Raw genomic sequence first — 18076 nt, forward strand, 5'->3', positions numbered from 1 at the left:
AGACTCAGAATTATTTTTGGCTGGTTGATTTTTTGGGTCCATACTCAATTCTGATACCAGCCGACTTTACCTGCCCTATAGTTCCGGCATAAGATGAAACTCCATCCGTATCCCAATATGTGACAGTTGGCTGCGAGCTAATAACCATTACAATGTGATCAAAAAAAATACTTACTCCTGCCTGTCCAGTAGCTTTTTTAAGATCACCCTTAGTCATTGGTTCTAAGGCGAAGGAAGTCATAGGAACAGTAATGATTGCCGCAGCTGCTATACTCGCTAAAAATTTTTTCATAATACCTCCACAAGGCATATAGGTATTTGTTAATACTGCCTGATACCCAGATCATCTGCGTTTCCGGGCTTTTTCCTCCAAAAGACTTATGATTCTCGAAACAGAGGGGCGTTATATTGCTTTTGAGAGAAAACGCATTTACGTAATACCACCAAAAGGCTAATGAAAATCGTCCCATTAAGACTAAAAAAAAGAACATCTGCCAACTTTTAAAGCACCTTTTTGAACAAAAAACCTTTTAGCAAACGTTGTTTATAAAAAACTTATATTTTATTTTTTCAGAGGTCAAGAACTTTAAAAAAGTTACAATAGATGACGTATTCTGAATAATAGTAGGTTGGAAATTTTGACAAGCTGGTAGATCTAAAAAAAGCTTCACAAACATTACAGAAAAAGGGCAGCCCAAAAGGCTACCCTCATATTCACATCTTCTTTTAAAATTATTTCTTTTCTGATTCGCTTTTTACAGCATCAGTCTTTGTGTCAGTGGTCTTTACATCGCCGGTCTTTTTATCACTTTTCTTTGATGAGTCTTTCTTTTTTTCCTCAGGCTTATCTTCTTCAGTCGCCTTTACGGCATTTTTCATTTCACCGCGGACAAGCCTGAGATATCCGACATCGAATTTAAAGCTCCAAAGTCTCTTGCCAATGCCAAAGATGTAGCAACAAGCGTTTTTACCATCGTCAGTCGTAGTTGACGACCAGTAAAATGCATCAAAAGGCGTATTAGGGAATGCAGTCAAATTTATTGAGGGGTCTTTCCGATTAGCATCAATGATGGTCGCAAGCTCATCTATCGCCGGGACTCTCCAGTCCTTTTTACCTGCAAATCCTTCACCGTCATTAATTGACTTTGCATGATCCAGGGCGAATTGCCATTTGAATTTATCGGCTTTTCCAGTAGCACAGTCGCCACCGGTTATCCCTTCAGGACACTGCTTCCAGGTAAGTCCGGTTTTCTTGTCAGTGACTGTGCCATCCTTGTTATCAACAAAACTTGACGCATGCGGACCTGAAGGAGCCTTTTCAGGTTTATCCGCAGAATAGGCCATAACAGGAACAAGCAGCGCAAGCATGCATATTATCCCTAATGTTTTTTTAAACTTTCTCATGATCCGGATCCTTGTATTTATGTTTTTTAAGTGGGGATTAATAGCTTTAATCATCCAGAATGACTATTGATGGAGTCGCAAAAGACAAATAAAGGAGTTTGTGCTGTAAACAGCGATTCGAGTCATCTAGTTTTTCAAAACATTATTATGAAAAAATATCACGGAAACCCGAAGTCCAATTATTTGTGGCTTTTAAATCTAACGACTTGGTCTAATTGATGGCAATGCCCGCACTTAGACATAACTTAAACCGTGCTAAGGCATTTTGAATAGTATATCCTCGGATAATCTCAGATGAAGTTTAATAACTCATTATACTCATTAAATCAATAGTCTGGCTGCATAACCTCAATAATGAATCAAAATACTGTTCTGATATTGATTAATTTTGATAAAACCGCAATAAGATGGCAAAATAAAAATTTCCGATTCAAGGTGCGCTAAACTTTTTGGAATGAGGCTTACTCCAAGTCCGCCTCAATGACTAAAGACTCAGCTTAGGCCCCAAAAAACTCAAAAATGACTACACCGTCATGTCTGACTTGATCCGGCATCCATTATTTTTCAGGTGTTTATGGATTCCGGCTTTCTCTGGAATGACGAAAGTTAGGCTTTTTGCGGTTTTATCATAATTAACCTTGCTCAAATCTTATCGGTTCATGGAGATCCGAATACGAATTTATTATTGTTCAAAGCCTAAAAGATGGAACGTTCACTGAAGAAAACATGGCAGGCATTGAAACTAAAACCATCAATGACAAGAACCTCCTTGAACTTGTCCATGAAAGACCGGACGCCATAATAATAAACAGCAATAGAGGTGATTATTATTGCAGACCAGCCTGTTCCCAAAAAATTCCAGATTGATGGCCTTCCAATTAAAATATTCTTCGGATTCCTGTTTTTCTGAAATGAGCGTGGCTCGGTCTTTTCCAGCTTTAAATTAAGGTCTCATTGATTTGAACAATCTCCAGCGGGTATTTTTTTGTAAAAAAGCCCGCAAACAAACTCAGAAATGGTGGTTTGTTCACAACCCCCCGGTGTTGTTATCTTTTTTCGGAGTTTCTTTGAACGGATTAGCTGGAAGGCTGTTCTTGATGAGTCGAATCCGGCATTTCGACCTCATTATTACAAACACAGACACAGCCTGAAAAAAACTCCGAGCAGAATTACTGCTTTGGCCATGCGCTGAATCTTTTGGTCTTCCATCTGTTATGAAGCCAGAACCACTGATTTGCATATTTAAGAGAATAATCAGCAACAGCCTTGTTATACCTTGCTGTGTTGATCTGGATATCTTCCATATAATCGCCGGTTCTGATCAGTTGAATCTCAGGAAGAAATTCCATTCTGTATCTGCCTTTGTCCCTGACCATGAAACCAGGAACAACAGATGCGCCTGTCGCGAGAGCAAGTCTTGCCATACCCTGGGATGTACATGCCTCGTGTCCCATGAAGTCCACAAAAACGCCATTGCTGTAATTTGCGTTCTGATCTATCAGCATGGCAATCATTTCTCTGTCAGCCAGGGTTTTTGTAATCTTTTCCATGGCATTTCTTACTGGAATAAGCTTAAGTCCAAGCCTGGTTCTTGATTCATTTATAAATCTGTCAAACGGTTTGAAATCAATCGGACGATATACAACATTTATCGGAGCCTTCATCTTCTGAAAACCTGCAATCATAATTTCCCAATTTCCAAGATGGCCAGTGCAGAAGAGAATGCCTTTTTTCTTCTTATGGGCAGCCATTACATGCTCCCACCCATAAATATCCGCATATTTGCCGAAATTCCTCTTATCCAGCGAGAACCCCCATCCTAATTCAAAAAGAACAAGAATCCACTGTTTAAAGACATCCCTGGCAAGATCCCTGATTTCTGTTTTGCTTTTTTTATCAAAAACCATGGAAAGATTTTTCATGGTCAGACTACGGTGCCTTTTGTCCAGATTAAACCAGAGCCTTGCAATCTGAGACGCAAGATACTCTCTTGTTTTTACAGGAATTAAACCAAGGCCTCGGATCAATCCGCAAAGAAAATAATAAATAAACTGTTCTTTTAATGGCATTTAAAAATCCTTTTTATAACTGAATTATATTAGGGTTTTATTTATACTCTTATTGATTAAAAATTCACCCTAATTCAGATATATTTTTAACAATCGTTGATCAGGTGATCAGAAACCATTTTAAAAAAATATTTTTTTAGATTTCATAATTTAACGAGAACATAGCCAATAAAAAAGGCTGTTTCACATAAAGTGAAACAGCCTTTATATTCAAATATATATCAGACTAACAGGTTATTTGCATTCAGGCTTTGCGCCGGAAAGAGAAACAAGATCATTATATCTTCCAGCAACCTCTTCCTCGATTTTGGCTCTGAGGCGCTTGGACTCATCAGGGAAAGACCTCTCAAGCTGGGAATATCTCGCTTCGCCTGAAAGGAACTGCTGAAGCGTTCCATCCGGTGCTTTTGATTCAAGAACAAAAGGATTCTTTCCTTCTGAAGCAAGATCAGGATTAAAGCGATAAAGAGGCCAGTATCCACATTCAACAGCAAGTTTTGCCTCTTCCTGGGATTTGCCCATACCTTTCTTTATGCCCTGATTTATACAAGGTGCATAGCAGAGTATGATTGAAGGCCCAGGATAAGCTTCTGCCTCAAGAATCGCCTTAATGGTCTGCTGTTTGTTAGCGCCCATTGATATGGATGCGACATAAACATAGCCATAGGTCATTGCAATTCTGCCAAGGTCTTTCTTTGCTGTTTTCTTGCCTGATGCTGCAAATTTTGCGATCGAACCAGTCGGAGTAGCCTTTGAAGACTGCCCGCCGGTATTCGAGTAAACTTCTGTATCCATTACAAGGATATTGATGTCTTCACCTGAAGCAATTACATGGTCAAGACCACCGAAACCTATGTCATATGCCCAGCCGTCACCACCGAATATCCAATGTGATTTTTTGGTGAACAGATCAGCCTGGGAAGCTATTTTGTCAAGGAGATCACTTGCAACTGGTTCCATGCTAAGAATTGCATTCATCATATCACCAGTCTGGCGGGATTTTTCACCGTCATCCATGGTTTCGAGCCATGCATTCATGGCGTCTTTAAGCTCGTCAGAAATTTCAAGGTTGAGAGCTTCTTTTACCTGAGCAGCAAGAGCTTCCCTGCGATGCTTGATGGCAACAAGTTTTCCGTACCCGAATTCCGCTGCGTCTTCAAAGAGTGAGTTACCCCATGCAGGGCCAAAGCCATCCTTGTTAACACAGTATGGAGTTGACGGCGCTGAAGCGCCCCAGATTGACGAGCAACCAGTGGCGTTTGCAACAAGCATGCGCTCGCCAAAAAGCTGGGTGATGAGCTTGACATACGGAGTTTCACCGCATCCCGAGCACGCACCTGAGAATTCCATGAGAGGCTTCTGGAACTGACTGCCTTTTACTGTTGTGCGCGGAACCACATTATCCTTGAAAGGAATTGTCAGGGAGAATTTATGGTTTGGAACCTCAACAGCAGTCTGGGTATCAAGAGGCTTCATTACAAGAGCCTTGGTCTTGGCAGGGCAGATATCCTCGCAGTTTCCGCAGCCCTGGCAATCAAGGGTATTAACCTGGATTCTGAACTTGAAATCCTTGAGCTCCTTGCCTGTTGCAGGAACGGTAACAAATGATGCAGGAGCATCTTCAAGCTCGTCATCAGTTGCAAGAACAGGAATGATAGCTGCATGAGGGCATACATAAGCGCACTGATTACACTGAATACAGTTTGCAGGTATCCACTCAGGAACATCTATGGCAACGCCTCGTTTTTCAAACTGGGAAGTTGCAACAGGGAAAAGACCGTCAGGCTCAAAAGCTGAAACAGGGAGACTGTCACCCTTCTGAGCAAGAATCGGACGCATTACATTTTCTACATATTCAGGAACTTCTTCAACTTCGGAAGATGTAGCAGCCGCTGTAGCCCATGAAGCAGGAACCTTAATTTCAACAAGATTTGCTATGGTCTGGTCAACTGCCTCTATATTCATGCGAACAATTTCATCGCCTTTTCTTCCGTACGTCTTCTTGATGTCGTCCTTAAGATAGGCAATAGCCGTATCAACAGGAAGAACACCAGAAAGTTTGAAGAATGCGGTCTGCATGATCATGTTGATGCGGCCGCCAAGACCTACGCCGGTCGCAATCTTTACAGCATCTATATTATAGAATTTGATATTCTTGGCAGCTATTATCTGCTTAACATTGGCAGGAAGCTGATTTTCCATCTCTTCCGCAGTCCATGGAGAGTTGAGAAGGAAGGTTCCGCCGTTTCTTATGCCTTCGAGAACATCATAAATCTGAACATAATTGGACTTGTGGCATGCTATGAAGTCAGCGTTTGATACAAGGTAAGTCGACTTTATCGGAAGATCACCGAATCTGAGATGGGACACAGTGATCCCGCCGGACTTCTTGGAGTCGTATGAAAAATACCCTTGCGCGAACTTGCCTGCATTGTCACCGATGATCTTGATGGCAGTCTTATTCGCACCAACAGTACCATCTGAACCAAGACCCCAGAATTTGGCCTGAACAGTTCCTTTTGCAGTGGTTTCAATTATTTCTGTCACATCAAGTGAAGTGAAGGAAACGTCATCCTTGATACCAACCGTGAAATGATTCTTGGGGCCAGCCTTTTTCATATTGTCATAAACAGCCTTGACCATGGAAGGAGTGAACTCCTTGGAGCCAAGACCATAACGGCCGCTGATTATCTTTGGAGACTGACCTTTTTCCATGAAAGCAGTGCAGACATCAAGATAAAGAGGATCACCTGTTGATCCAGGTTCCTTGGTTCTGTCAAGAACAGTGATGCACTTAGCAGTCGCTGGAACTGCTTCAAGCAATGCATTTATGTCAAACGGACGGAAAAGTCTTACCTTAACAAGACCGACTTTTTCACCCTTTGCAAGAAGGTATTCAACGGTTTCCTCAATGGCCTCGCAGCCTGAACCCATTGCAATAATTATTCTGTCTGCTTCAGCATGACCTACATAGTCAAAGAGTCCATAGCGTCTGCCTGTCAGCTCGTAAACCTTATTCATGTATTCCGCAACTACGCTCGGAACTGCATCATAATAAAGATTTGCGGCTTCACGGCCCTGGAAATAAATGTCTGGGTTCTGTGCAGTACCGCGAATCTCAGGATGCTCAGGATTCATGGCGCTCTGACGGAAAGCTTCGACAGCTTCCATGTTGACGAGTTTCTTCATATCAGCATAATCGATCATCTCGATTTTCTGAATTTCATGGGAGGTTCTGAAACCATCAAAAAAATGAAGGAAAGGAACTCTGCTTTCGATTGATGCAAGATGGGCGACGAGCGCCATATCCTGAACTTCCTGAACAGAACCTGAGCAAAGCATCGCAAAACCGGTCTGACGGCAGGCCATTACGTCCTGGTGATCGCCAAAGATGGATAGAGCGTGTGCAGCGATTGATCTTGCAGTAACATGAAAAACAGCAGGCAAAAGTTCGCCAGCTATCTTGTACATGTTTGGGATCATCAGAAGAAGACCCTGGGAAGCTGTAAACGTTGTGGTAAGAGCACCAGCTGCAAGTGCGCCGTGGACTGCACCTGCCGCTCCGGCTTCTGACTGAAGCTGTCTTACGGTAAGTGGAGAACCGAAGATATTGGTTTTGCCATCCGCCGCCCACGCATCTGATGTCTCACCCATGGGGGTTGACGGAGTTATTGGATATATAGCCGCAACATCTGTGAGAGCATAAGCAACATGCGCGGCAGCCGTGTTCCCGTCAATTGTTTTCATGGTCTTTGCCATAAAAAAGACTCCTTTGCTGATATTCTTGGTTTAAGCTTTAAACAAAAACATGGAAAAAGCGTAGGGCCTATTCGCTGCAATGCGTTTTACACGGCCCGGACATTTGCCACCTTAACTCTGCCTGAAGCCTAACCTTATATATGTGTTCACCGTTCAATGACGGATCAAGTCTTGAAGCAATTAAGTTCTACTTATCAAAAAACACAATTGAATTGCGTCCATAACCTGTTTTTTAAAAGAATGTCAATAATATTCAAGGAGATCCGACAATATTCTTACCACCCGTTCAACAAGGAATTGCCACACACACTTCATCATCCATCATCTCAACTGCATGCTGCATTGCCCTCCGGTACTCCTTAAGTCTTTCATTTAATGAATTGTCATTAAGTGAGAGAATGGAAATTGCCAGTAATGCCGCATTTTTAGCGCCTGCCCGGCCTATCGCGGTTGTAGCAACCGGTACACCGCCAGGCATCTGAACGACTGAAAAGAGAGAATCAAGACCGCCGAGATCCGAAGTCTGCATTGGAACACCTATTACAGGAATTGTTGTCATGGAAGCCATTACGCCTGCCAGATGAGCTGACTTTCCTGCTGCTGCAATTACTATTTGCAGGCCTCTGTCAGTAGCTTCCCTGGCAAAAGCATGTGCTCTTTCAGGAGTTCTATGTGCTGAAATAATTCTGACTTCATGGGGTATTCCAAAATCGTCCAGAACATTTATGCATTCTTTCATTGCATCCATATCTGACTTGCTTCCCATGACCACAGCAATTTTGGGAGCCCTGTTCATTTTATAGTTGGTCTTTTTATAGATGGAAGAATTCAAGAGATTAAGATTATTCTGCCTGACCCTTCCGGCAAAAGCCGACAAATCTTCAGTCACAGGCTCAAGCATTAAGGCGTCTTCATCATTTTTTATTATTGTTCCTGAAGGTACGGATCTTTTTTCAGGAATCACGGCATTCTCCACAAGAGCCTTATGCATAACAACAGTGCCGTCTCCCACTGACGCTTTGAATACAACACTGCCGAATCCTATAAAACACTCTTTTCCTATTTCACATGGCCCATGGACTATTGCTGAATGTGAAACCGAAGAACCTTTTCCTATTTTTAAGGTGGATCCTGCAAGCGCGTGTATGACAACATTATCCTGAATGTTTACATCGTCTTCAATTATCATCGGAGCAACATGGTTGTTGTGGTCAGCTTCATCAGATCTTATTACGGCGTTGGGCCCGACAAATACATTTGCGCCTATTTCCACATTGCCGATTATAACTGCGGAGGGATGAATATAAGCCGATTTTGATATCACAGGTTTATATGTATTATTCTCGCCCATTGTTAGCTCCTTAAATATGGAAGACCCGGTTTAACACAATAAAAAAAGGCCAGAACCTGTATGAAACATACAGACTCTGGCCTTACATTCCTAAAAAGCATCCCGGATTTTTATAAAATCCGATATCCTTTTGAACTCTGGGGCTTATTTTGATATTCAGAAATTAACGAATATCGATTTTAAATCGATCCAAACGCCTTGCTGTAAGCAACACATCCAGATCGCTTCATAGGCTGTTGACCACAAATGAATTTATATGTCAAATGAAAAATGTGGTTATACTTTATTTTTAGTTGGTTTGAAGTCGTCTTTTGCTTGTAAACAAGCATCAATTCTTGCATCCAATCCCTTCAGAAATTTGTGGGGCCAAACATCCCACCGCAATCACAAATCCGAATTATAAAATCTGCAATGATCAGGGCCTATGGAATCTGTTTTTCCAATATGAAGATAATAACCCTTTCACCTGTTATTGTGCTAATGTCTGTGTGAAGACTTTTGACCTTGCAATTCATGATGCCCTCAATTTCCTTTTCCATCAAAGGTCTTCCGCTTTCAAGAAGCTTGACCCTGACCTGCTTGATAAGCTCCCTTCCGCTCGCATTATCCTGATGCATTGCGAGCTGATGTTCTGCTGGTGTAAGAACTCCTTTTAAGCGAACCAGAATCATATCCTCAATAATATATGTCCTGGTTTCGACGGGACCTCTCCCCATATATTCTTTTTCGAATTTTATCATGGCTTCACTGATCAGGGATTCTGCCTGACCTTTGTTTTTTTTGTTAAGCAAATCAATCTCCTTGACACACCCCGGATGTGTTACTAACCGGATAAAATATTTAATGGGAATTATGGGGGAAATCCGAATGTTTCAATTGATAATTTACCACCATATTTTTATCAAGGCTTTTTGATATTGTATTTTTCAGGGCATTTGCTAAAAATAGGTGCAATTTTGCAAGGGTTACCTTGAAACACCAAATAAATACTTTTGAGGATTATATGATAGTTATCATCGATTTCGGATCCCAGTTCAATCAGCTAATAGCAAGGCGTGTGCGTGAGTGCGAGGTTTACTGCCAGATTGAACCGCCAAACACTCCGATTGAGGCAATAAAGGCCATGAAACCAGAAGGGATAATACTCTCTGGAGGGCCTTCAAGCATATATGACGAACACAGCCCAAAGGTCGACAGGGCCATATTTGAACTTGGAGTCCCTGTTCTCGGGATATGCTACGGCATGCAATTCATGGTTGATGCACTTGGCGGAAAAGTCGAATCAGCTGAAAAAAGAGAATACGGATTTGCACGTCTCAAGACAGACAACAAATCAGGACTACTTAAAGACATAGAAGACGACTCTGTATGCTGGATGAGCCACGGGGACTCCAGCACCGGCCTTCCTTCAGGGTTTGAAATCACTGCTTCGACAGATAATACTGAAATAGCGGTAATCGAATGCAACAAAAGAAGACTCTACGGAGTTCAGTTTCACCCTGAGGTCGAGCATTCCCAGGAAGGAAGAAAAGTTTTAAGCAATTTCCTTTTCAATATTTGTGACTGCAAACGTTCCTGGACAATGAAATCCTTTGTTGAAGAAGAAATAGCTGAAATCAGAAAAGTAACAAACGGTAAAAAAGTAATCCTCGGCCTTTCCGGAGGAGTCGACTCATCTGTGGCCGCTGTGCTTATTCACAAAGCAATCGGAGATCATCTGACCTGTATATTTGTAGATAACGGGCTGCTCAGAAAAGACGAAAGAAAAAAACTGGAAGAAACCTTCTCGAATAATTTCCACATGAACATAATATATGTGGACGCCAGTAAAAAATTTCTGGGTGCCCTTGAAGGCGTTACAGACCCTGAAAAAAAGAGAAAGATCATAGGCGCTCTGTTCATAGAAGTCTTTGACGAAGAAGCGTCAAAAATTAAAGATGCGGAATTTTTGGCCCAGGGCACCCTTTATCCTGACATTATCGAATCAAAATCAGCCTTTGGCGGCCCGACCGCAGTGATCAAATCCCATCACAATGTTGGTGGTCTTCCTGAAGACATGAAACTAAAGCTTATCGAGCCTTTAAAGCATCTATTCAAGGATGAGGTAAGGGCACTCGGCGAGGAACTGGGACTCACAGAAGAAATGGTCTGGCGTCAGCCTTTTCCCGGCCCTGGGCTTTCCATAAGAATACTCGGAGAAGTGACCGAAAAACGCCTTGCCATACTTCGTGAAGCAGATTCAATCCTTCTTGAAGAAATAAGAAATGCCGGATTTTACAGAAAGCTCTGGCAATCCTTTGCCGTCCTCCTTCCTGTAAAAAGCGTCGGCGTAATGGGAGACAAGAGAACATACGAAAATTGCATCGCTATCCGCGCAGTGAACAGCATAGATGCCATGACTGCGGATTGGGCAAGACTTCCGCATGATCTTCTCGCAAAAATATCCAACAGATTAATAAATGAGGTTTCTGGCGTTAACAGGGTGGTTTATGACATCAGTTCAAAACCTCCGGGAACAATTGAGTGGGAGTAGTGAAAAATGAGACTCTACGAAGATGATAAAGAAGAAATAAGACCGAGTTTCAGTTTTGGTGATGAAAAGGATAACAGCCTCACTGTTCATGAACAGGGCGGCGACAAATATTATGAAGAAAGATTAGGCAGAACTGTTGATCCTGTAAGCAAAGTTCAGACAAAGCTGAATATTGTAGCCATCATTATTCCGTGCATAGTCACAATTGCAATACTGGTAATGTATTTTCAGATAAAAAATGAACTCACATCAATTCAGAATTCTGGATCAACTGAGCTGAAGAATCTTTCTGCGGAGCTTCAGCAGAAGGTGACAAATCTTGAAACAAGACTTGCAACAGTAGAGCAGAAGATAACCGCTGACCTTGAGACGACCACTGCATCTGTAAAAGATCTCAATGCCAAGATACAGAGCAAGCCGGATAAAAAGGATTTCGACGCGTTTAATGCCCAGGCTACGTCAAAACTTGAGCAGATTCAGAAATCAGCTTCTGAAACAGCCGCTTCAACTGCTGACAAAATCAAGAAAGACGTTGAGGCAAGCGTTGGTCAGATGCAAAATAGTGTCAATGCTGCGGTCAAATCCGTCAATGACATTGAGAAAAGCGTCAAGCCTGAAATAGAATCATTAAAGGGATCAGTATCTGAAGCCACAAGCATTGCAAAAACTGCTCAGAAAGAGGCAGCGAGTTTAAAATCAAGCGGATTTGCCACAGCCGATGACATCAGAAAAGAAACAGCCCGCCTTGAAACAAAAATCAAGGAACTTGAGCAGAAAATCGCAAAGCAGCCAAAATCAGCACCTGCAGCCATTGCCCCTGCACCAGTTTCAAAATCGTCTAAAAGCGCTGTAACCGAGCCAAAACAGGAGCCGGCCGCAAAGCAAAAAACTGTGAAACCGGCTGCTCCTGAGCCTGAAGCAAATTTTGAAGAGCCGATTCCGGATATTGATGAAGCACCACCTGTCCCAAAGCCGTCAAAAGCAAAGGGCGGCATTAACGAGCAAAATCTGTAGCCTTCAAATTCTATTGAACTATATGCCGTGAACCTGTATATCTTTTCAGGTTCATGGCAATCTTCATAACCTTCGAGTCACTTCATCTTAAATATTTAAAATCAACCTAATAACAGGTGAGATAGTGCAAAAAGACACGTCTAAACCGGACTATAAGGCGTTTGACATTCCTGAAATATTAGATTTTCTTTTTCATCCAAGGCAGGATTATTCGACTGAAACGCCTGCCGGAGCCGAAGATTTCATGATAAGCACTGAAAAAAATATTTTTTTGGGTGCAAGACTTTTTCAAACAGACGAAAAGCTCCCTATGATTCTTTTTTTTCATGGAAATGGTGAAATAGCATCAGACTATGATGATCTCGGACCTGTTTACAATAAGCTTGGCATGAATTTTATGGCTGCGGATTACAGAGGATACGGCAAATCGACCGGAAGTCCTACAGTTGAAGGGATGATGCATGACAGCTTAAAAATATTTGATTTCACAAAAAATCTTATGGCTGAAAGAGGATTCACCGGGCCAATGATTGTAATGGGAAGATCCCTTGGCAGCGCATCGGCATGCGAGATAGCCCAAAATTACCAAAATGAATTAGACTGTCTCATAATAGAAAGCGGATTCTCAAGGGCCGAGCCTCTTCTGAAAAGGCTTGGAGCAAGTACTTCAGGCATGTCACCAAAAAAATCTTTTTTTGACAATGCGGATAAATTGGCCAATTTCAAAAAACCGGTACTTATTATTCATGCTGAATACGATAATATTATACCATATTCAGACGCCCGAGAGCTTTTTGAATCATTACCTGAAGAAACAGACAAAAAGCTTCTTAAAATCAGGGAAGCTGATCATAACAGTATTTTTTATTATGGAATGAATGAGTATCTTGAGGCCATACTCAGGATATCCATGAAATGTAATAAAAATATTTAAGAGGACAATAAAAGTTCATGAAAAGGTTAAATGCCAATTTAACAATTATTTCTATAATAGTTATTTTTTCCATAACCGGTTGCGGCCTGAATAAAAAAAACCAGGCTTCATCGCCAGTCTCCAATGAACAGGCCCAGTCAAAATCATCGGAATCAACAGGGCCTTCTTCAAGCTCCATAGATTTTACAAAAACTGATTTAATTCCCCAGAACTATCTTGAGGAACCCGGAGTAATTATGGGTACATGGTTTTCTGCAAAAAAATCCGAGGAGCTTAAAGTATCCTTAGACGATCAGATCACAAGAGACAAGGAATGCAGAAAATGGCCCGAAGACTGCCTCTCAATTTCATTTCCCGAATCAAAAATAGAACCCATAAGCTTTAAGGCAGTAAGGGGAGATTTCCTGGTTTATGGTTTCGACACGGACGGTGATGATGTCAAGGAAATAGCCATAGAATCCATTGAAAAAAGGGACTCGGATGTCAAGACCCTCAGAGTAATCAAGCTTATTAAAGGCGAATTCATCGAGGTTCTGAGAGTCCCCCTGAACGGAACATTCAGCTACGCCTCGGACAGCGGAAACGAGACAGTGGCCTGGGAAAGAAAATATGGCCTTAAAAGCTCTTTTACAGGTAAAAGACTGGATATAGTTGTTTATCTCAACAAGCCCGAAGATAAAATAACCGGGATAATCCAGCTCAGCGACCTGTTTATTTATCAGTGCAAAAAAATCACGGCGGTCTATGATGACAAAAATGCCACCTATGCCATAAAGAGCGCAGACCCTGTTCCCATTGGCAAATAATGATTATTTTAGATTAAAAAAATCGGCCTTTTATGGTTAAATTGCAGTAAAAAAGGCCGATTAGTAGGTCGGATTAGAGCGTCCTTTGCTCGTAATCCGACATTGATCCGAATAACTCTGGCGGGTCACTTTTTGAAAAAAGCTCCGCAAAAACTTTTAGATTTAGAGTCATAGTAGAGAGAAAATATAGAGGCATCTGCGCTTAAATAATAAAAATACGAAATTTTAGAAGGCTTTTGGTAACTTTTTACAAAAAGTTACCCCAAACAATGCGCCTATTAATAACTAATATTTCTTATTTTATTCCCCTGACCGGAGAAGATGAAGTCTTTTTTTGATCAGATCTATTCTGACTTATGAAAACACCTGCAAAAACCAGAGCAGAAGCAAGATACTGCCACTTTGTAAATCTCTCACCAAGAATAACCCAACCCATAATCATTCCAAGCACTGGTATCAGATTCGTAAAAGCCGATGCCTGATTTGCAGGAATAATACTTACTCCATAATTATAAAGTCCATATGCGGCCATGCTGACAGCAATACCCAGATAAAGAATGGTCAGAGTCGCGCCAGGATGAATCTCGGTGGGTATGCTCTCTGGTCTGAAAAAAAGAAAAACCCCGAAAAAAATAGCACCGATAAAGCTTTGAAAACTGGTTAAAAAAACAGGAGAATATCTGTCACTCAGATATTTAAGAGAAACTGTATACCCAGTAGCGCAGATCATTGCCATAAATTCCAGAAGATTACCGAGAAAAGGATTTGGTGCTTCTGCGGTTGCCTCCCCTGCTACGCTAAGCCATGAAACTCCTGCAATGGCAATTATAAAACCAATAACAGATCTAAAACTGATTTTCTCACCAAGAAAAAGCCATGCAGCAAAAGCCACCATAAGCGGAAGCATGGATGTTATCATGGCTGACTGTGACGCAGATGTATATTTAAGCGAAAAAGCCTCAAGCACAAAATAGAGACAGGGTTCACATAGCCCCATCAAAAGTAGAAATTTCAGGTCACGCTTTCTTATCCTTACTTTTTTGATCTGACGAATGAAAAGAAGAAAACCAGCACTTGCGACAGCCATGCGCCCGAATATTACGAAAAAAGAATCATAAAACCTGAAAGCGGATTTCATTGCAATAAATGAACTGGCCCAGAAAATCATGGCAATTATCAGCCCAATGATTGCAAGAAGTCCTGATTTGTGGTTTATTCCTTTGGTTTGTGCAGTTTTTTCTATCATAACAATTTGTTTGGCATTTTATAAAATTTAAAATTGAACTCTATTGTCTTTTTTTATGCTTGATAAAGAAGAACCGTACAAAAAAAAGAATAAATACAACAAAAAATATAACGACCATTCCCTATAACCGAACAAAGCACATATGAAAATAGATATTCTCGAAACAAGTCTGCATGATCTGACCCTGACTTTGAAAAATAATTATGGGAAAGGCGCATATCACGCGGAAGCTGTATTCAAGGAAGTATTTCAGACCGGCTCAAAAAATTTCAAGGAAAACCCCGCCTTTAAAAAATCAGGCGTTTTTGCTGAAACCATGATGAAGGACGTGGAAATTAATCTTCCTGAAATAGTCATGTCCGAGAAAGCCGAAGACAATGCCTTCAAGTTTGCTTCAAGATATGATGATGGTGCTATTGTTGAATCAGTATTAATTCCGATGAACAACTACAACACAATCTGTGTATCAACCCAGGTCGGGTGCAGAATGGGCTGCATATTCTGCGAAACAGGACGTCTCGGACTATTCAGAAACCTTTCCGCTTCGGAGATTGTTGCCCAAGTTTATCTGGCAAGGTTTAAGCTTAAACAGGACATCAAGAATATTGTTTTCATGGGAATGGGAGAGCCTTTAGACAATTTTGACAATCTCATAAAGGCCATAATGATCCTTAATGAACAAAAGGGTCTTGATTTTGCCATGAGCCATATGACTGTATCCACAGCAGGCTTGCCCGAAGGATTAAAAAAACTGGGGGAACTTGGCCTTCGCAGACTCCATGTGGCAGTATCCCTGAATGCCCCAAATGACGAGATCAGATCAAGGCTTATGCCCATAAATATCCATGCTCCCATGGCCAAACTCAAAAAAGCGCTCGAAGAATATCCTTTAAGGTCAGGTGGGTGCTTCCTTGTCGAATATATCGTAATCCCAGGCGTAAACAATCTTCCGGAGCACGCCAGACAGGTAGCTGAATTCATAGGAAACCTTCCTGTAAGGATAAATCTGATACCATGCAACCCGTCTTCAGGCGGCGGATTCACAGCAACGACAGATGAGGAAATCCTTGTTTTTTCCGAGCTTCTGACCCAAGAAGGGCTTTTTGTAAGAAAAAGATGGAGCAAGGGAACTTTTGTTGCTGCGGGCTGCGGTCAGCTTGGGGCAAAATATAAGGTGATCTCTTAAAATCGGGGATATAAGTTATAAAGTGATTTTAAGCTGACCTCAGGCGAGGCTTTATAACCCAATCTACCAAAGTCAGGCAAACGTATTTGTTCGGCTGTTTTGAAGTTGATAGGGCGAGTGCCTCGAGCGGGGCGCTTTTTTGTAAAAAAGCTCCGCAAAAACCTTTTCCTTATTGTGAATCACCTACCTTAATCATCATTTTGTTCTATTATATGCCTGATGACTTTTCCTGCGGCAGTCAGTCCGAATATTCCTGTCACATAAGAAATGCTGCCCAGGGTAAGCCTTGGTCTTCCCCTAAGTGTTTCACTCTGGAATTCTCTTTCTTCGAGAGGCATTTCCACTGATTCGTCTGAATATACACATTGAACTCCTTCTGAAATACCTATTTTTCTGAGACGTTTTCTCACCAGCCTCGCAAGCGGGCAACCTGATGTTTGAAAAACGTCGCCGTATCTTATACTCGTTGGTTCAAGTCTTAAGGCTGCTCCCATGCTTGAGACAATGAAAATGTCAGATTTTACGGCTTCTGCAATCAGGGAAACTTTGGAAGAAAGCCCATCTATTGCGTCAATCACCGCATCAAGAGGCTTCTCGAGTATTTCAGGCGCCGTTTCTGCATCTATAAAGACATTTCTGCTGTCAATCTCACAGTCAGGATTTATGTCTTTTATTCTCTGAATTGCAACTTCAGTCTTTGATTTTCCAATTGTTGATGAAAGAGCAAAAAGCTGACGGTTTATATTGGACTCATCCACAGTATCAAAATCAACTATGCGTAGATAACCAACTCCTGCCCTTGCGAGTGCTTCGGCGGCATAAGATCCTACGGCACCGAGGCCGCACACGGCTACTCTAGCATTTTGAAGTTTAAGAAGGTTTTCATCTCCAATGAGTTTTTTTGTTCTTGTGAATCTTATCATGATTTTCCAAAGAGCCTTGTTGCATTGTCAAACGTCAGTCTTGCTATTTCATCGATACTCGAATTTCTCAGCTCCGAAACAGTTTTGAGTACAAGCAAGATGTTGGCCGGTTCATTAACAGGGTTGTCACCAAGGGGCGGGATATCAGGTGTATCGGTCTCGATCAGGAGTCTTGAGTCTGATACTGCCGGGCAGGCTTTTCTTGCCCTTTTGTTCCCGCTTTTTGTGACAGAGCATGAAAAGGAAATATAGCATCCGAGTTTTTCAAGTATAGGGATAAATTCTGCGGAGCCTGAATAAGAATGAATGGCACCGCCCGAGACGAGACCTCCTTCTTCAGAAAGAATTTCAGTCATGGCCTGCCACGCTTTTCTGCAATGAAGAGATACTGGTCTCTTGTATTTGTTGGCCAGCCGGATCTGGAGCCTGAATATTTCGGACTGCTCATCAAAGGAGTTGGATGTTATAGCATTGTCGAGACCGATTTCGCCAACAGCAGCATTTGTTGTGGATATATATCTTTCAAGGGTTTCGAGCCAGTTCCGGCTTTTTTCATGTATATACCAGGGATGAATCCCATATGCAGGAAAAACACCAGGGTATTTCAGGCTTACTTTTTCAACTACAGGCCAGTCTTCTTCACAGGAACCGCAGCATAAAAATGACGACACTCCGGCCTGATATGCTCTTTGCATAATTTGCTCGAGGTTGTCAGTAATTCTTTCATCCTGAAGATGGCAATGGGAGTCGAATAAAAGGATGTTTTTTTTCATGCTTTAAATTTTGATGGTCTCGCAAATGTCATAAAGGGGCTTCGGCCCCATGCCTGACTTGATCCGGTATCTTTGTAT

15 protein-coding genes are annotated in these 18076 nt (G+C 41.7%); 6 read left to right on the forward strand and 9 right to left on the reverse strand.

What is annotated here, in order from left to right; genetic code table 11:
* Nucleotides 1-10: 10 nt before the first annotated feature.
* Nucleotides 11-292, reverse strand: a complete 282-nt coding sequence (locus K245_RS0107370) for a DUF6160 family protein (RefSeq protein ID WP_027358770.1) — start codon at nucleotides 290-292, stop codon at nucleotides 11-13.
* 440 nt (nucleotides 293-732) lie between these two features.
* Entirely contained in the window at nucleotides 733-1404 is a 672-nt protein-coding gene (locus K245_RS26460; protein ID WP_051283963.1) for an Lcl C-terminal domain-containing protein, read from the reverse strand.
* A 726-nt stretch (nucleotides 1405-2130) separates the two neighbouring features.
* On the opposite strand from K245_RS26460, the gene K245_RS27665 reads away from it, so the two are divergent.
* On the forward strand, nucleotides 2131-2271 hold the full coding sequence (locus K245_RS27665; protein ID WP_156906734.1) for a hypothetical protein: 141 nt from the start codon (nucleotides 2131-2133) through the stop codon (nucleotides 2269-2271).
* Between the two features lie 302 nt (nucleotides 2272-2573).
* On the opposite strand, the gene K245_RS0107385 is transcribed toward K245_RS27665, so the two are convergent.
* The 4 genes from K245_RS0107385 to K245_RS0107400 form a co-directional block, all read right to left on the reverse strand.
* Nucleotides 2574-3473 (reverse strand): lysophospholipid acyltransferase family protein, encoded by a 900-nt coding sequence (locus K245_RS0107385; RefSeq protein ID WP_027358771.1) that lies wholly within the window; start codon nucleotides 3471-3473, stop codon nucleotides 2574-2576.
* A 234-nt stretch (nucleotides 3474-3707) separates the two neighbouring features.
* Nucleotides 3708-7232 carry a pyruvate:ferredoxin (flavodoxin) oxidoreductase gene (gene nifJ, locus K245_RS23530; protein WP_035276730.1) on the reverse strand — a complete coding sequence of 1175 codons (3525 nt, stop codon included), beginning with the start codon at nucleotides 7230-7232 and terminating at the stop codon, nucleotides 3708-3710.
* A gap of 286 nt (nucleotides 7233-7518) precedes the next feature.
* Nucleotides 7519-8583, reverse strand: a complete 1065-nt coding sequence (gene purE, locus K245_RS28515) for a 5-(carboxyamino)imidazole ribonucleotide mutase (protein WP_084156165.1) — start codon at nucleotides 8581-8583, stop codon at nucleotides 7519-7521.
* A 422-nt stretch (nucleotides 8584-9005) separates the two neighbouring features.
* Nucleotides 9006-9374, reverse strand: a complete 369-nt coding sequence (locus K245_RS0107400; protein ID WP_035276732.1) for a DUF2294 domain-containing protein — start codon at nucleotides 9372-9374, stop codon at nucleotides 9006-9008.
* 212 nt (nucleotides 9375-9586) lie between these two features.
* Between K245_RS0107400 and guaA the strand changes: the two genes are divergently transcribed.
* From guaA to K245_RS0107420, 4 genes are all read left to right on the forward strand, one after another.
* Nucleotides 9587-11116 (forward strand): glutamine-hydrolyzing GMP synthase, encoded by a 1530-nt coding sequence (guaA, locus tag K245_RS0107405; RefSeq protein WP_035276733.1) that lies wholly within the window; start codon nucleotides 9587-9589, stop codon nucleotides 11114-11116.
* 6 nt (nucleotides 11117-11122) lie between these two features.
* The gene (locus tag K245_RS0107410) at nucleotides 11123-12130 is read left to right on the forward strand and encodes a prolipoprotein diacylglyceryl transferase (RefSeq protein WP_027358775.1); all 1008 of its coding nucleotides are present in this window, start codon (nucleotides 11123-11125) and stop codon (nucleotides 12128-12130) included.
* Between the two features lie 124 nt (nucleotides 12131-12254).
* On the forward strand, nucleotides 12255-13064 hold the full coding sequence (locus K245_RS23535) for an alpha/beta hydrolase (RefSeq protein ID WP_035276735.1): 810 nt from the start codon (nucleotides 12255-12257) through the stop codon (nucleotides 13062-13064).
* Nucleotides 13065-13081: 17 nt separating this feature from the next.
* Complete coding sequence (locus tag K245_RS0107420; protein WP_027358776.1) at nucleotides 13082-13870, forward strand: hypothetical protein; 789 nt, start codon at nucleotides 13082-13084, stop codon at nucleotides 13868-13870.
* A 295-nt stretch (nucleotides 13871-14165) separates the two neighbouring features.
* Here the strand turns inward: K245_RS0107420 and K245_RS0107425 are convergent, their stop codons facing one another.
* Nucleotides 14166-15116, reverse strand: a complete 951-nt coding sequence (locus K245_RS0107425) for a DMT family transporter (RefSeq protein WP_084156166.1) — start codon at nucleotides 15114-15116, stop codon at nucleotides 14166-14168.
* Nucleotides 15117-15258: 142 nt separating this feature from the next.
* Here K245_RS0107425 and rlmN point away from each other — a divergent pair, with 142 nt between their 5' ends.
* The gene (gene rlmN, locus K245_RS0107430; RefSeq protein WP_035276736.1) at nucleotides 15259-16302 is read left to right on the forward strand and encodes a 23S rRNA (adenine(2503)-C(2))-methyltransferase RlmN; all 1044 of its coding nucleotides are present in this window, start codon (nucleotides 15259-15261) and stop codon (nucleotides 16300-16302) included.
* A 188-nt stretch (nucleotides 16303-16490) separates the two neighbouring features.
* Here the strand turns inward: rlmN and K245_RS0107435 are convergent, their stop codons facing one another.
* Together K245_RS0107435 and K245_RS0107440 are read right to left on the reverse strand one after the other, a co-directional pair.
* Nucleotides 16491-17225, reverse strand: coding sequence for a tRNA threonylcarbamoyladenosine dehydratase (locus tag K245_RS0107435; RefSeq protein ID WP_027358779.1), 735 nt, complete (start codon nucleotides 17223-17225; stop codon nucleotides 16491-16493).
* Nucleotides 17222-17998 (reverse strand): TatD family hydrolase, encoded by a 777-nt coding sequence (locus K245_RS0107440; RefSeq protein ID WP_027358780.1) that lies wholly within the window; start codon nucleotides 17996-17998, stop codon nucleotides 17222-17224. The genes K245_RS0107435 and K245_RS0107440 overlap by 4 nt, the downstream gene beginning before the upstream one ends.
* Between the last annotated feature and the right edge of the window lie 78 nt (nucleotides 17999-18076).

The sequence above is a fragment of the Desulforegula conservatrix Mb1Pa genome (genome assembly GCF_000426225.1).
Classification (GTDB): Bacteria; Desulfobacterota; Desulfobacteria; order Desulfobacterales; family Desulforegulaceae; genus Desulforegula; species Desulforegula conservatrix.

Excerpts from the sequence above, each read along its gene's own strand:
- K245_RS0107370 (WP_027358770.1), bottom strand. The coding sequence starts at position 292 with ATGAAAAAATTTTTAGCGAGTATAGCAGCTGCGGCAATCATTACTGTT.
- K245_RS26460 (WP_051283963.1), bottom strand. The coding sequence starts at position 1,404 with ATGAGAAAGTTTAAAAAAACATTAGGGATAATATGCATGCTTGCGCTG.
- K245_RS27665 (WP_156906734.1), top strand. The coding sequence starts at position 2,131 with ATGGCAGGCATTGAAACTAAAACCATCAATGACAAGAACCTCCTTGAA.
- K245_RS0107385 (WP_027358771.1), bottom strand. The coding sequence starts at position 3,473 with ATGCCATTAAAAGAACAGTTTATTTATTATTTTCTTTGCGGATTGATC.
- nifJ (WP_035276730.1), bottom strand. The coding sequence starts at position 7,232 with ATGGCAAAGACCATGAAAACAATTGACGGGAACACGGCTGCCGCGCAT.
- purE (WP_084156165.1), bottom strand. The coding sequence starts at position 8,583 with ATGGGCGAGAATAATACATATAAACCTGTGATATCAAAATCGGCTTAT.
- guaA (WP_035276733.1), top strand. The coding sequence starts at position 9,587 with ATGATAGTTATCATCGATTTCGGATCCCAGTTCAATCAGCTAATAGCA.
- K245_RS0107410 (WP_027358775.1), top strand. The coding sequence starts at position 11,123 with ATGAGACTCTACGAAGATGATAAAGAAGAAATAAGACCGAGTTTCAGT.
- K245_RS0107420 (WP_027358776.1), top strand. The coding sequence starts at position 13,082 with ATGAAAAGGTTAAATGCCAATTTAACAATTATTTCTATAATAGTTATT.
- K245_RS0107425 (WP_084156166.1), bottom strand. The coding sequence starts at position 15,116 with ATGATAGAAAAAACTGCACAAACCAAAGGAATAAACCACAAATCAGGA.
- rlmN (WP_035276736.1), top strand. The coding sequence starts at position 15,259 with ATGAAAATAGATATTCTCGAAACAAGTCTGCATGATCTGACCCTGACT.
- K245_RS0107435 (WP_027358779.1), bottom strand. The coding sequence starts at position 17,225 with ATGATAAGATTCACAAGAACAAAAAAACTCATTGGAGATGAAAACCTT.
- K245_RS0107440 (WP_027358780.1), bottom strand. The coding sequence starts at position 17,998 with ATGAAAAAAAACATCCTTTTATTCGACTCCCATTGCCATCTTCAGGAT.